The following is a 13,255-nucleotide window of genomic DNA, read 5'->3' on the forward strand; positions in this document are numbered from 1 at the left end:
TCTATGTCACAGGCCACCATATGAAGTGGGGCCGAAAGGGAGGAAGCATGAAGAAGTTTTTTCTGTCCGTAGCGATTGCTGCGCTTCTGTCGGGTGTCTCACCACTGGTGAGCCTTGCCGAAACACCTGAAGATCAGCTGGTGGTTGCGACATCCATGAGCAACATCCTGACGCTCGACCCGGCTGCCATTACGGGTCGCGAGACGGTTCAGGTGCTGAACAATGTCTATGACACGCTGGTCATGCTCTCCCCTCAGGATCGCAGCCTCCAGCCACGACTGGCTGAAAGGTGGGAGATCTCCGAGGATCGTATGTCGATCCGCTTCCACTTGCGCAAGGACATGACATTCGCATCCGGCAATCCGGTGACCGCACAGGATGTTGTCTGGAGCTTCAAGCGGCTGCTGACGCGCAATCTTGCCCAATCGTCATTCCTGAAGACGCGCGGATTTACGCTGGAAGCGGCAGACAAGCATTTCGTCGCCGAAGACGAACATACCTTCGTTCTTACCCTGCCTCGTGCCGACGATCCGAACCTGCTGCTGATGATCCTGGCCCAGAACGGTCCGGGCTCGATCATCGACAGCAAGACAGCGCTCGAGAATGAGAAGGACGGCGACCAGGGGGCTGCCTGGCTGACCACGAACTCGGCCGGATCGGGCCCGTTCACACTGACGCAGTGGAAATCCAACGAATACATCATTCTTACACGCAATGACGCATACTGGGGCGAAGCGCCAGCGATGCGCCGCGTGCTGATGCGCCATTTGCCGGAATCACAGTCGCAGCGTCTCATGATCGAAAAGGGTGACATCGACGTTGCCTATTCGATGCAGGCCCCGGACCTCCAGGCGCTGGCGAGCGACAAGGCGATCTCAATCGAATCCGTCCCCGGCTCGGGCTTCTACTATCTTGCGGTATCGATGAAGGATGAGCGCTTCTCCAACAAAAAGGTCCGTGAGGCGCTTCGCTACCTCATCGATTACAAGGGTCTCGATGAGGCTGTCATGCCGTACTACGGTAAGCTGCACCAGCGTTCGCTGAGCACCGGCGTCGTGGGCTCCCTGCCGGATCAGGGCTATACGCTGGATATCGAAAAGGCGAAGGCGCTTCTGGCGGAAGCCGGTTTCCCGAACGGCTTCGAAACAACCCTGCGCGTGCTTTCCGAAGATCCCTTCTTGAAGGCCGCGACGGCTATCCAGAACACGCTTGGCCAGGCCGGCATCAAGGCCGAGCTGATCAGCGGTTCGGGTGACCAGATTTATGGCGCGATGCGCGAGCGCAAGTTCGAGCTTCTCGTCGGTCGCGGTGGCGGCGGACAGCAGCCGCATCCGGACAACAATTTGCGCTCCATGGCCTATAATCCTGACAATTCGGATGAGGCCAAGCTGACCAACTACCAGAGCTGGCGCACGAGCTTCCAGGATGAAAAACTGAACAAGATGATCGAGACGGCTCTGGTGGAGCGCGATCCGGCCAAGCAGGCCAAGCTCTATGAAGAGCTGCAGGCGCATATGGACGAAATCGTCATGCCGATCCAGCCCTTCTCGGAAGTCGTGGATACGGCTGCCTTCCGCAGCGATGTCGAAGGCATGATCGTCAGCCCCTGGCTGTCGCGTTTCGAAGGCATCACCAAAAACCGTTGATGCATGCGAGCTCCCTGAGCGCTGCATTCTCCCCAGCGCTCAGGGGCAGGTTGATTTCCTCCCAAGGGACCTTGAGGCGCGTGGCAACACGCGCCTCTTTTTGTTTCGGCTCCACACGCCTGCCTCATCTTCCAGACGAACAAAAAACCCGGCTTTTCGGCCGGGTTCTGGACGCTATTTCAGAAAGGCAAGATGGGGATCAGCGCACGCCTTCATACTCCAGCGAAGCGCCGATCAGTTCACGCGCATAGGCATGGGTTGCGCCATTGGTGGCGATCGCCTCATGCGGCAGGATCTCTGTCACTTCGCCACGCAGCATCACGGCAAAGCGGTCGCACATATGGTCGACCACTGCGAGATCATGGGTCACCATGATATAGGTGAAACCGCGTTCGTCGCGCAGGCGCTGAAGCAGATTGAGGATTTCCGCCTGTACCGAGACATCGAGTGCCGATGTCGGCTCGTCCAGCAGGAGCAGTGCGGGTTCCAGGATCAGCGCACGCGCAATTGCCACGCGCTGCCGCTGGCCGCCGGACAGCTGATGTGGAAAGCGGTCTAGGAAGGATACCGGCAGCCCGACATCTGTGATTGCGCGGCGCATCCGCGCCTCGCGATCGTCCAGCTTGTGGATGACCAGCGGCTCATTCAGTACGGTGCGCACAGACTGACGCGGATGCAGCGAGCCATAGGGGTCCTGGAACACCATCTGCAGGGTCTGGCACCGCTCGATCAGCGGAATGTCGCGCACCGAGCGGCCGTTGATCCCGACGTCTCCCTTCCAGAAATCCGTCAGCAGCGACATGCAGCGCAGGACGGTCGACTTTCCAGAGCCAGACTCGCCGACGAGCCCGAAGCACTCTCCCGGTTTCACGCTGAACGAGACGCTCGGCAGGACCTTGACGGCGGCAGGGCCGCTTCCGAAGACGATGGAGAGGTCACGAACCTCGACTGAAACGGACATCAGGCCTTCTCCTCCAGCCATTCGGGCTTGCGATCCAGCACGGCAAGCGGCTGGCGGCTGCCGCCGATGCGCGGCTGGGCGGCCAAAAGACCGCGTGTATACGGATGCACGGCCTGATCCAGTTCGGATGCCTTCAGAGTTTCGACCACTTTGCCGGCATACATGATCAGCACCCGGTCGCAGAAATTGCGCACCAGATTGAGGTCATGGCTGATCATGATCAGGCCGATGCCGCGGTCACGAACAAGGCCGTCGAGAATGTTGAGGACCTGCAGCCGGACGGTGACATCGAGGGCCGAGGTCGGTTCGTCGGCAATGACAAGATCGGGATCGGCGAGCAGCATCATGGCAATCATCACGCGCTGGCCCATGCCGCCGGAGATTTCATGCGGATATTGTTTGAAGACCCGTTCTGCGTCACGGATCTTCACGGCTTCCAGCATAGCGATGGCCTTGGCATGCGCCTCGCTCCGGCTGCACTTGAAGTGGCGCAGATAGGTTTCCGCCACCTGATCGCCGACGCGGCGAATGGGATTGAGCGAGAATTTCGGATCCTGCAGGATCATCGACATGCGTCGGCCACGCACTTTCAGCATCTCCTTTTCGGAGAGCGACAGAAGATCCAGTTCTTCGAAGCGTAGTGTGTCGGCCGTGATGCTTGCGCCCGGCAAGAGCCGCAATAGTGCCCGGCCCACAGTCGACTTGCCGGAGCCGGATTCGCCCACAATGCCCAGGCGCTCGCAACCGAGGGTAAAGGACACGCCCCGCACCGCCTCGACAGGGGAGCCGCCATAGCGAATGCGCAGGTTCTGGACGTCGAGTATGGTCTTTTCCATCGCCTTACCTCCGGTTCATCTGCTTGGGATCGAGCGCATCGCGTAGCCCATCGCCCAGAAGGTTGAAGGCAAGGCTGACGGACAGGATGGAAATGCCGGGGAAGGTCACCAGCCACCAACTGTCCAGCATGTAGCGCCGACCGGTTGCGATCATCGCGCCCCATTCCGGCATGGGCGGCTGCGCGCCGAGACCCAGAAAGCCGAGACCTGCAGCCGTCAGAATCACGGTTGCCATGTTCAGCGTCAGGCGGATCAGCACGGATGGCAGGCACATCGGCATGATCGATTTGATGATGATGCGGGTGGTGGAAGCGCCCTGCAGGCGGGCCGCCGCAATGTAATCGGCATTGCGAAATGTCATGGCTTCGGCGCGGGCGAGCCGCGCAATCGGCGGCCAGGAGGTGAGTGCAATCGCAATGATCGCATTGTTGAGGCTCGGACCCAGTGCTGCGACAAAGGCAAGGGAGAGAATGAGGCTCGGGAAGGACAGGAAAATGTCGGTGATGCGCATCATCACCGTATCGACCTTGCCGCCGAGATAGCCGGCGGAGGTGCCGATGATAAGGCCAATCGGTCCGACCACGATCGACACGAGGAAGATGATGGTGAGCGTGATGCGCGCGCCATAGACCAGCCGGCTGAAGATATCGCGGCCGAGTTCATCCGTACCGAACAGGTGCTCCCCGCCGGGCGCCTTCAGGACGTTTCCAAGCGCCTGGACATACGGATCATGCGTCGCAATAAGCGGCGCGAAGATTGCGGTCAGCACCAGCACCGACAGGACGGCGAGGCCGAAGGCCGAGGTGGGGCTGCGCAGCAGGAAGGTGACGATGTTCTTCAGCGCGATCAGCCCAGCCGGCAGGCGGTGTGTTTGCGTTGTGGCATTCATCAGCGTGTCCTGGGATCAAAGATGCGGTAAAGGACATCGGACAGGAGGTTGAGTCCGATGAAGATGACGCCGACGATCAGCACGCAGGTCATCACCGCGTTCATATCGCCGATGATCAGGTTGCTGGTCAGGTATTGGCCAAATCCCGGCCAGGCGAAAACGGTCTCGATCAGCACTGCACCTTCCAGCAAAGAGCCATAGGCGAGCGCGATGATCGTCACCAGCTGCACCCGGATGTTTCCAAAGGCATGCCGCCAGATCGTCTGGTTCTGCGACAGGCCTTTGACCCGCGCCGTGGTCACATATTCCTGACCCAGCTGATCGAGCATGAAGCTGCGGGTCATGCGGGTAATGTAGGCCGAGGAAGAATAGCCGAGCAAAGCTGCGGGCAGGATCAGATGGTTGACGGCCGACCAGAAGACCTCCATCTCGCCGGCCAACAGGCTGTCGATCAGCAGGAAGCCGGTGTGTTCCTCGACCAATCCGATGTAGAACTGGTCCATCCGGCCACTGCCGCCGACGAGGCCGAGATAGGCATAGAAAACGATCAGTGCGATCATGCCCGTCCAGAAGATCGGCATGGAATGGCCGAAGAGGCTGAACACCCGGACGAGATGATCTGGCCAGCGATCCTTGTTGACGGCTGCGATCACGCCCATCGTCACGCCAAGTGTTGCGCCGATGATGATGGCGAAGGTGGCAAGTTCGATCGTGGCCGGCATAACATGCAGGATATCCTCGATCACCGGCTGGCCCGTGCGGATGGATGTGCCGAAATCACCGGTGAAGACGTCGCCGAGAAAGTAGACGAACTGCTCGTAGACCGGGCGATCCAGTCCGAGAGAGCGGTAGACCTGCTCATAGGTTTCGGGCGTCGCATCTTCGCCAACGATGGCGCGGACCGGATCAGCCGGCATCAGCCGGCCGATGAAAAAGGTCAGCATCAAGAGGCCGAGAAGCGTGACAGCGATACTGCCCAGCTGGCCGGCGGCCCCGGCTAGATGCAGGCGTCTGATTGACATGGATCCTCCGAACATCGATCGCCGCGAATGCGGTGACAGGCTCCCATCCTGTCTGACAACTATAGGAAACCTGTCACAGGTATGTTTGGGTGTCAACCCTTCCTTGGCAAGGCGCCTGCCCCCGCACAGGTTCCTTCCTCCGGTTTTCGGATTATCCCGCGGTCAGTGACGTGTCTTCAGGGGTCACGGGGAAGTCGGCGCGGCGTGGGGTGAAGTTGTCGATCAATTCGCCGGCCTCAAGGCATCGGCATCCATGTTCTACGCCGCCTGGAATGACGAGACTGTCTCCTGGGTTGAGTTCATAGATCACCCCGTCGCGGGAAAATTGGAAGCGTCCACTGGCAACAAAAGTCGACTGGACGTGCGGATGGCTGTGGAGTTTGCCCACGGCGCCGGTTTCGAACTGGAATGATACGACCATCAGCTCGGGGCTGTCTGCCAGAACGCGGCGGGTGACGCCGGGATCGGGATTGGCGGCGGCAAATCTGGGTAGCGACATCGGATTCTCCTGTATGAATAACTCCGTCATCATACAAGCTTGAAAATCTATCTGACAAGATGGGCCTTGCTCAAGTTTGCTGAGCCGGTTCCGATCGTTGGTATCGCAGAAGCGCCTTGTACCGTTCAAGGCTGCCACGCAGATGCGCCTTCATGTGGATGCGTGCCGCGTCCGCATCCCCTTCGATAATGGCATCAACGATCAGGCCGTGTTCTTCCTGAAGGTGAAGATTGTAATCCTTGGGGCGCGATCCTGGTGCCTCTCCCTGCAGGTCCCCGCGCGGAATGATGCCGGTCCGGATTAACTGCAAGAACTCGGGGAAGCGTCGGTTTTGCGTCGCTTCCGCGATCGCCAGATGGAGATTGAAGTCGGCATCCCGCGTTGGTGCGCCGTCCTGCAGACACTGGCCAACTGTTCTATGTGCTTCCAGAATCTCCTCGATCTGTGCGGCGGATCGCCGAAGAGCTGCAAGAGCCGCGGATTCCACTTCGAATACCGTCCGCAATTCGAGTAACTCGATGACCGACGAGATCCGTTGTGTAGCAAGGTCGTTGAACGGTCGCTCCGGTTCGCGGCGGGCGTCCAGGGCAAACACGCCCGCGCCCTTCTTCGCTTCAACCAGGCCGTCCGCCCGCAGGATGGCGATGGCCTCGCGCACGACTGTGCGACTGACCGAATATTCGCGCGTGAGCGTGCTTTCGCTTGGCAGTCGGTCGCCCGGGCGAAAGACGCCCGACACGAGATCCTGCCGCAAGGCGGAACTGATCATCGAGGCCAGTGACTGGCCCTGCTGGACTTCTGCTTGGCCCCCGGCCGCCATGGATTCCCCTCGACACTGAAAAGTTGTCTGGCAAGTCTATCGACTTCGCGGCAACCTGCCAAGTACGATGACGAAGCAGTCTGCACGCCAATCACGCGTGCCGTCAGAGTTGGTGACGTCGCAGGTCGCGAACTGACTTTTCAGAAGGTTCTCGTCAAGACGTGATGGCGCCTGCCCAGAGACGTGCATAATCCTGAAGTCCGGGCAATGTGCTCTCGACCTGTCTCAGCGGGGTGTCCAAACGGATGCCGGCCAGCAAGGCTGCCCCAAGTGCCGTTCCGGTATCGGCGAGAGATGCATGGACGGGCCTTTCCGTCAGCGTGTGCAGCGCTGCGAGAAAGACTTCGTTTGCGGCAAACGGACCTTCGACCACGATCGGCCCGCGTGAGCCGATGATCTCTAGACAGGTGACAGTCATCATTGCCTGGTACAGGCTGGCAGCTGCTCGGCGCTCCTCGACACTTGCTGGCTCGGCAGTCCATCGGGCCTTGGCATGTGGAAATGGACCTGTGCCGGAGACCAGGCTCGGAAGGAGCATTAGGTTCCGGTCAATGACGTCGCCTGCTGCTGCAAATTCGGCCGCGCGGTCCCCTTTTGACGTGTCTTCGGTCGCGATTTCCCATTCCCGACCTCCCATGTAACGGCCGGAGGGAACGGCAGTGCCATAGGCATCGACGTTAACGAGGGTGTCTCGTTCCTTGTCTAGGTTCTCTGGTTTGCCGCCGACTGCAAAGCAGACCACCCAGGTTCCGGTCGACACGACCGTGCAGGGCGCACCGAAGCCGACGAGATGCGGCAGGAGAGACGCGTTGGAATCGTGAATGCCGCAATAGACGGGGATCGTTTTGTCGAGCCCGAGCTCGATTGCCACAGCCGGTTCGATATTGCCCAGAGCATCGAAGGCGGAGCGCAGGGGAGCGAGCTTTTGTCTGATGTCGAGCGTGTCGACAAGGCGTGAGTATGTTTCTTCGAAGGGCAGCCAGAGATCCGTGTGGCAACCAAGGGAGGTTCGTTCGTTTGCGGCAATCCCCGTCAGTCGATAGGCCCAGTATTGCGGATAGGTCAGTATCGCGGTGGTGCGAGCGAAATCCTCCGGGAATGCAGTGCGTTGATAGTGCAGCTGGGCGCCGAGGTTGAGACCCCCGGTGAGGCGCGGAGAGAAAGTCTTGTTGAAGTCGGGCCGGATTGCGTCATAGGCGCGGTTCACTTCGTCCGGGTAGAGGTGCTCGTAATCAAGCACCGGCATGGCCAGCTCGCCGCTTGCGTCCAAGAGGGCAGCACTTGCGCCATGTGTGGTGATCGACAGTGCGTCATAGCCGGGCTCGCTCGCGAAATCGCGCAAGGTGTCGAGCATGAAGGACCAGAGGTGATCGGTATCGTAATGCGGATAGGGCGCTGCCTTGACAACAGTGTTTGCGGTCTTGCGCAGCGCGATCTCGGCGCCGGTGCGGGCATCGACCACGACCACTTTTGCATTGGTTTTGCCGATATCGATGACCGCGACGCGTTCGTAAATTGGTGTTGTCATGGCATATGGAAGAGCTTGACCAGGTCTATGGCGACCGGGGAGTTGTCCGGATTGGTCTGCATGACATCAGCCATATGGGTCCACCAGCGCTTCATCACCGGATGATCCGGTAGTGCTGCCATATCGTGGTCTTTCCTACGGGTCAGGACGCCGATCAGGCTATTTGTTTCCGGGTCGAGGTGGATCGTGTAGTCGCTGATGCCGGCTGCATGCAGCAGCTCGACCAGTTCCGGCCAGATCTCGTCATGGCGCTTGCGGTACTCGGCCTCCATGCCAGGGTTCAGGGTCATTTTGAAAACGTGACGCTCAACATCGGTCATGCTGCGCTCCTCGCATGGCGGAGTCTGCGGGCGACGATCGGAAGGGCGATGGTGACGATCAGGAGCAGGCCGATAAAGATCGACATGACGATCCCCGGCACGTTCAGGAGACCGAGGCCAAAGGTGACAAGGCCCATGACGAAGGCGGCGATGACCACGCCGGCAATCGTACCCGAGCCGCCAAGGATGGAAACGCCGCCGAGGACGACCATGGTCACCACTTCGAGTTCAAAGCCTTGCGCAATCGAAGGACGGGTCGATCCAAGCCGCGAGGTCAGGCAAACAGCGGCGATGCCGGACATCAGGCCGGTCAGCAGGAAGAGAATGAACTTTACCCGTTCGACCGGAATGCCCGAGAAGCGTGCCGCCAGCGGATTGATACCGATGACGAACACATGCCGGCCGAAATTCGTACGATGCAGGAGGATGGCGAAGACGGCCGCCATGACCAGGAAAAGGACGAATTCGAAGGAGAAGACCCAGAAGACGTAACCCTGGCCGAAATAGGCGAAGTCAGCGGGATATTTGCCGAAAGCCTGGTCGCCGAGGACGATGTAGGAGATGCCGCGGAAAAGGCTCATCGTGCCAATGGTGACCACAATCGATGGTAATTTCAGACCAGCGACGAGAATGCCGTTGAACGCTCCGCAGGCGAGACCCGTTGCAACCCCGATTGCAACCAGCCCCGGTGCACCGACGCCCAGCTGCGCTGCATAGCCCATGGCTGTCGAGGCAAGCGCAATGATCGCGGCGACCGAGAGGTCTATTTCACCGGCGATGATCAGCAAGGCCATGGCAAAGGCGATCAGCGCTTTTTCGGTGAAGTTGAAGGTCGCATCCGACAGGTTCCAGGCGTCGAGGAAGTAGGGCGACGCGAAGGAATTGGCGATGAAGATGAGAACGGCGACGCCAAAGAGCAGGACTTCCCAGCTGCCGAGTACCCGGCGGAAGGGTGTTTCCAGCCGATCGGGAATGATGCGCTTTTCGCGCTGTGCCTGGTTTGCAGAGCTCATGCCGTCACCTCTTTCGATGCGGAGCGATCCCGCAGGATGATGCGTCCCTTCTTGCGTTCTGCGCGCGCATTGAAGACCACGGCGAGCACGATGACGATGCCGGAGATCGCCATCTGGGCGAAGGGAGAGATACCGATGACCGGCAAAGCGTTCTTGATCACGCCAAGGAAGAGCGCGCCGAGCACGGTGCCGATGACTGTACCGATGCCGCCGGCGATCGAGATGCCGCCGATGACGCAGGCGGCCACGCTGTCGAGTTCGAAGCCGGCAGCAATATCGACATAGGCGACGGCGTAGCGCGAGACCCAGAGATAACCCGAGAGGCCAGCAAGCGCGCCGGAGAGGACAAAGGAGAGGAAGCGTGCGCGACCGACATCGATGCCGGCATAGATCGCGGCCACAGGATTGCCGCCGGCAGCATAGGTCGAGCGCCCGAAGGATGTGCGCGCCAGGATAAAACCGACCAGCAGCACCACTCCAACCGCGACCCAGGACAGGAGCGGAAGTCCCAGAATGGGCAGGCGAGGCACGCCGAGGAAATCGGGCTGCATCTGGTGTGCGTTAACCCAGGCGCCACCGGAGAGCACGAAGCTCATGCCGCGATAAATGGTCAGTGTACCGAGTGTCACGACGATCGGCGGTATCCGCAGCGCCCAGACGAGAAAACCGTTGATGGCGCCAAGAGCCGCGCCAATGCCGATGGCAATCAGCACAAGGAGAGCCAAGGGAAGGCCGGGGTAAGCGCTGTCAAGCATTGCGACGGCCATGCCGGTGAAGGCGAGGTTGGCGGCGACAGAGAGGTCGATCGATTTAGTAAGGATCACCACCATCTGGCCAAGCGCCAGAATGATCAGGATCGACGTATCGTTAAAGATGCCAGCGAGATTGGCCGGCGAGGCGAAATTGGGTGCACGGGTGGTGAAGGCGAGGATCATTCCGACGATGATCAGGCCCAACAATATTTCCCGATTTTTGAGCAGATTCTGCATGATCGTTCCTTAGGCGTTGCCGGTCGCGGCACGTACGAGCGTCTCGGCGGTCAGTCCGTCACGATCAAATATGCCGGCCTGGAGCCCTTCGCGCATCACCATTACCCTGTCGGACATGCCGAGAATTTCGGGTAGTTCGGACGATATCATGATAATGGACAGACCTTCCGAGGCGAGTTCCGAAATGAAGCCGTGGACGGCGGCCTTGGAGCCGATATCGATGCCCTTGGTGGGCTCGTCTAGGATGATGACTTTTGGCGAGGTGGCGAGCCACTTGCCGATTACGACCTTCTGCTGGTTGCCACCCGACAGCGTGCCGACGGGAACGGAAAGGGCGGCCGCTCGCAGGTCGAGACGTTCGGCGTAGCGGCGGGCCAACTTCAACTCGTTGGCGGCCTTCAGGAAACCGGAAACCGAGGTGCGGACAAGCGAGGGTAGGGACATGTTCTGGTAAATCGGCATGTCCAGCGCCAGACCATGCCGGCCGCGCTCTTCAGGCACGTAGACAATACCGGCGTTGATTGCATCGGATGTGTTGTCGATCCGGATCTCGCGCTCTTCCAGATGAATGGAGCCGGAGCGCGGACGCGTGATGCCGAACAGCGATTGGCAGAGTTCTGAGCGGCCGGCGCCTATCAGGCCGTACACGCCGAGGATTTCACCCTTGCGCAGATCGAAGGAGATGTCGCGGAACTCGGTGTCGTGGCAATAGTTGCGAATGCTGAGCACTGTCGGGCCAATCACGGCTGCCGTTTTTGGGAAGACGTCATGCACGTCGCGGCCGACCATTTGCCGGACGATCTCGTCCTGCGGGGTCTCTTTCAGGATGCCGGCACCGACCATGCGGCCGTCGCGGAAAACGGCGTAATTGTCGGCGATCTCGTAGAGTTCATCGAATTTGTGGCTGATGAAGAGGATCGCCTTGCCTTGCCGTTTCAAACCTTCGACGATCCGGAACAGGTCATCGATCTCCTTGCGCGAAAGGGCGGCAGTGGGCTCGTCCATGATCACGATGCGCGCATCAACCGAAAGGGCACGCGCAATTGCGACCAGATGGCGCTGAGCGATGGAGAAGTCCTTGAGTTTGGTCGATGGATCGATGTCGCTCTCGAGCGCCTGCATCAGGCTGCGGGAGCGCTCGTTGATCTGGCGCCAGTCGATCAGCCCAAAGCGGGTGCGCGGGGCGTGGCCGAGGAAGATGTTTTCACCGACGGTCAGTTCGTCGAAGAGGACGGTTTCCTGGTGGATCGCCGTCACGCCGGCATTGATCGCGTCCTGGGCATTGGTGAAAGCGGTCGGCTTGCCGTCAATCAGGATCTCGCCTTCGTTAGGACGATAGATGCCGGTCAGGATCTTCACGAGTGTCGACTTGCCGGCGCCGTTTTCGCCGATCAGGGCGGTTACCTTGCCGGGATAGAGCGCGATATTGACGCCGTCGAGCGCTTTCACGCCGGGAAAGATCTGCGAGATCCCGCGCATCTCGAGGATTGGCGTGTCGGTCCGCACGGCGTCAGCCTGCAATGTTTGCATTTGAATGGTCATCATCCGGCTTTGCTTCGAAACCCCACCCCACCCTCCCCGTGAAGAGGGGAGGGCTTAACCTGGTCGGAGCGCCGATACTCAATATGAGGACAGACGGCAGCGACCAGGTTTCTCCCCGTGGGGGAGATGGCCGGGAGGCCAGAGGGGGCTTGGTTTAATCAATCAATCAACGTGTCTCGATCAGAAGATCTTCGAGAACTGCTCGATGTTCGATGCATCGTAGACAAAGGGATCTGCCATCGCGGCTTCGCCATTGTCGCCGACCTTGATCTTGCCCATGCGGCCGGCAGGGATTTCCGAGCCCGGAGCGCCGTCGCTATCGCCCTTGACCAGGTGATAGGCGATCTGGGTTGCCGAGTAACCGAGGTCGATCGGATTCCAGATGGCGAACTCCTTGGTGGCACCCGACTGGATGGCGCCGGCCATTTCGGAGGGCAGGCCAAGACCCGTTACGTAAACCTGACCGATCTTGCCGGCATCCTTGACAGCCTGCGAGGCAGCCAGCACGCCGACCGTGGTCGGAGCGACGATGACCTTGACGTTCGGCTGTGAGGTCAGCAGGCCCTGGGCTTCGCGGTAGCTCTTGTCGGCAAGGTCGTCACCATAGACGGTCGTTGCGAGGTTGAGGCCGGAGAAATCCTTCAGCTGCTTCTTCATTTCCTCGATCCAGATGTTCTGGTTGGTCGAGGTGGTGGTGGCCGACAGGATGGCAAAATCGCCCTTGCCGCCTTCAAGGTGGTTGGCGGCGAGCTGCAGGCACATCTTGCCGATCAGTTCGTTGGATGAGGGGTTCAGATGCATGATGCGGCCTTCGGGAGCAACGCCCGAATCCCACGAGATGACCTTGATGCCGCGCTGGGCGGCCTTCTTCAGGGCCGGTACAACGGCGTCGGGATCGTTGGCCGAGATGGCAATGGCATCGACGCCCTGCGCGATCAGCGAGTTGATGACTTCGATCTGGCCTTCAGCCGTCGTCGTTGTCGGACCGGTATAGATGATTTCGACGCCGCCAAGTTCCTTGGCAGCTTCTTCAGCGCCCTTGTTGGCGGCTTCGAAGAAGCCGTTGCCGAGCGACTTGACGACCAATGCGATCTTCATGTCGGCGGCCTGTGCGGCAGAACCCATCGTTGCGAGCGCAATTGCAGCGCCGGCCAGCAGAATTTTCGTCAGTTTCATGTCTTCCTCCCAGT

13 protein-coding genes are annotated in these 13,255 nt (G+C 59.9%); 1 reads left to right on the top strand and 12 read right to left on the bottom strand.

Going from position 1 to position 13,255, the window contains the following annotated elements; all coding sequences use genetic code 11:
• The first annotated feature begins 47 nt into the window (after window positions 1–47).
• Window positions 48–1,646, top strand: a complete 1,599-nt coding sequence (locus ACSV9I_RS18495; RefSeq protein ID WP_438330272.1) for an ABC transporter substrate-binding protein — start codon at window positions 48–50, stop codon at window positions 1,644–1,646.
• Window positions 1,647–1,845: 199 nt separating this feature from the next.
• On the opposite strand, the gene ACSV9I_RS18500 is transcribed toward ACSV9I_RS18495, so the two are convergent.
• The 12 genes from ACSV9I_RS18500 to rhaS all read right to left on the bottom strand — a co-directional run bounded on the left by ACSV9I_RS18500 (window position 1,846) and on the right by rhaS (window position 13,241).
• Entirely contained in the window at window positions 1,846–2,607 is a 762-nt protein-coding gene (locus ACSV9I_RS18500) for an ABC transporter ATP-binding protein (protein WP_438330273.1), read from the bottom strand.
• On the bottom strand, window positions 2,607–3,443 hold the full coding sequence (locus tag ACSV9I_RS18505; protein WP_438330275.1) for an ABC transporter ATP-binding protein: 837 nt from the start codon (window positions 3,441–3,443) through the stop codon (window positions 2,607–2,609). The genes ACSV9I_RS18500 and ACSV9I_RS18505 overlap by 1 nt, the downstream gene beginning before the upstream one ends.
• Window positions 3,444–3,447: 4 nt before the next feature.
• Window positions 3,448–4,332: an ABC transporter permease gene (locus ACSV9I_RS18510; RefSeq protein ID WP_438330276.1), complete on the bottom strand. Its 885-nt coding sequence runs from the start codon at window positions 4,330–4,332 to the stop codon at window positions 3,448–3,450.
• Window positions 4,332–5,354, bottom strand: a complete 1,023-nt coding sequence (locus tag ACSV9I_RS18515) for an ABC transporter permease (RefSeq protein WP_438330277.1) — start codon at window positions 5,352–5,354, stop codon at window positions 4,332–4,334. The genes ACSV9I_RS18510 and ACSV9I_RS18515 overlap by 1 nt, the downstream gene beginning before the upstream one ends.
• A gap of 151 nt (window positions 5,355–5,505) precedes the next feature.
• Window positions 5,506–5,853, bottom strand: coding sequence for a cupin domain-containing protein (locus tag ACSV9I_RS18520; RefSeq protein ID WP_438330279.1), 348 nt, complete (start codon window positions 5,851–5,853; stop codon window positions 5,506–5,508).
• A gap of 70 nt (window positions 5,854–5,923) precedes the next feature.
• Window positions 5,924–6,673: a FadR/GntR family transcriptional regulator gene (locus ACSV9I_RS18525; protein ID WP_438330280.1), complete on the bottom strand. Its 750-nt coding sequence runs from the start codon at window positions 6,671–6,673 to the stop codon at window positions 5,924–5,926.
• Window positions 6,674–6,827: 154 nt separating this feature from the next.
• Window positions 6,828–8,201, bottom strand: coding sequence for an FGGY-family carbohydrate kinase (locus ACSV9I_RS18530; RefSeq protein ID WP_438330281.1), 1,374 nt, complete (start codon window positions 8,199–8,201; stop codon window positions 6,828–6,830).
• A complete protein-coding gene (rhaM, locus tag ACSV9I_RS18535; RefSeq protein WP_438330283.1) occupies window positions 8,198–8,521 on the bottom strand; it encodes an L-rhamnose mutarotase in 324 nt (107 codons plus the stop codon). Before rhaM ends, ACSV9I_RS18530 begins: the two co-directional genes overlap by 4 nt.
• The gene (locus ACSV9I_RS18540; RefSeq protein WP_438330284.1) at window positions 8,518–9,534 is read right to left on the bottom strand and encodes an ABC transporter permease; all 1,017 of its coding nucleotides are present in this window, start codon (window positions 9,532–9,534) and stop codon (window positions 8,518–8,520) included. The genes rhaM and ACSV9I_RS18540 overlap by 4 nt, the downstream gene beginning before the upstream one ends.
• Window positions 9,531–10,523: an ABC transporter permease gene (locus tag ACSV9I_RS18545; protein ID WP_438330285.1), complete on the bottom strand. Its 993-nt coding sequence runs from the start codon at window positions 10,521–10,523 to the stop codon at window positions 9,531–9,533. The genes ACSV9I_RS18540 and ACSV9I_RS18545 overlap by 4 nt, the downstream gene beginning before the upstream one ends.
• Window positions 10,524–10,532: 9 nt before the next feature.
• Entirely contained in the window at window positions 10,533–12,068 is a 1,536-nt protein-coding gene (locus tag ACSV9I_RS18550) for a sugar ABC transporter ATP-binding protein (protein ID WP_438330286.1), read from the bottom strand.
• A gap of 177 nt (window positions 12,069–12,245) precedes the next feature.
• Window positions 12,246–13,241: a rhamnose ABC transporter substrate-binding protein gene (gene rhaS, locus ACSV9I_RS18555; protein WP_438330287.1), complete on the bottom strand. Its 996-nt coding sequence runs from the start codon at window positions 13,239–13,241 to the stop codon at window positions 12,246–12,248.
• Between the last annotated feature and the right edge of the window lie 14 nt (window positions 13,242–13,255).

The sequence above is a fragment of the Rhizobium sp. G187 genome (assembly GCF_051549525.1).
In the GTDB taxonomy this organism is placed as follows: domain Bacteria; phylum Pseudomonadota; class Alphaproteobacteria; order Rhizobiales; family Rhizobiaceae; genus Allorhizobium.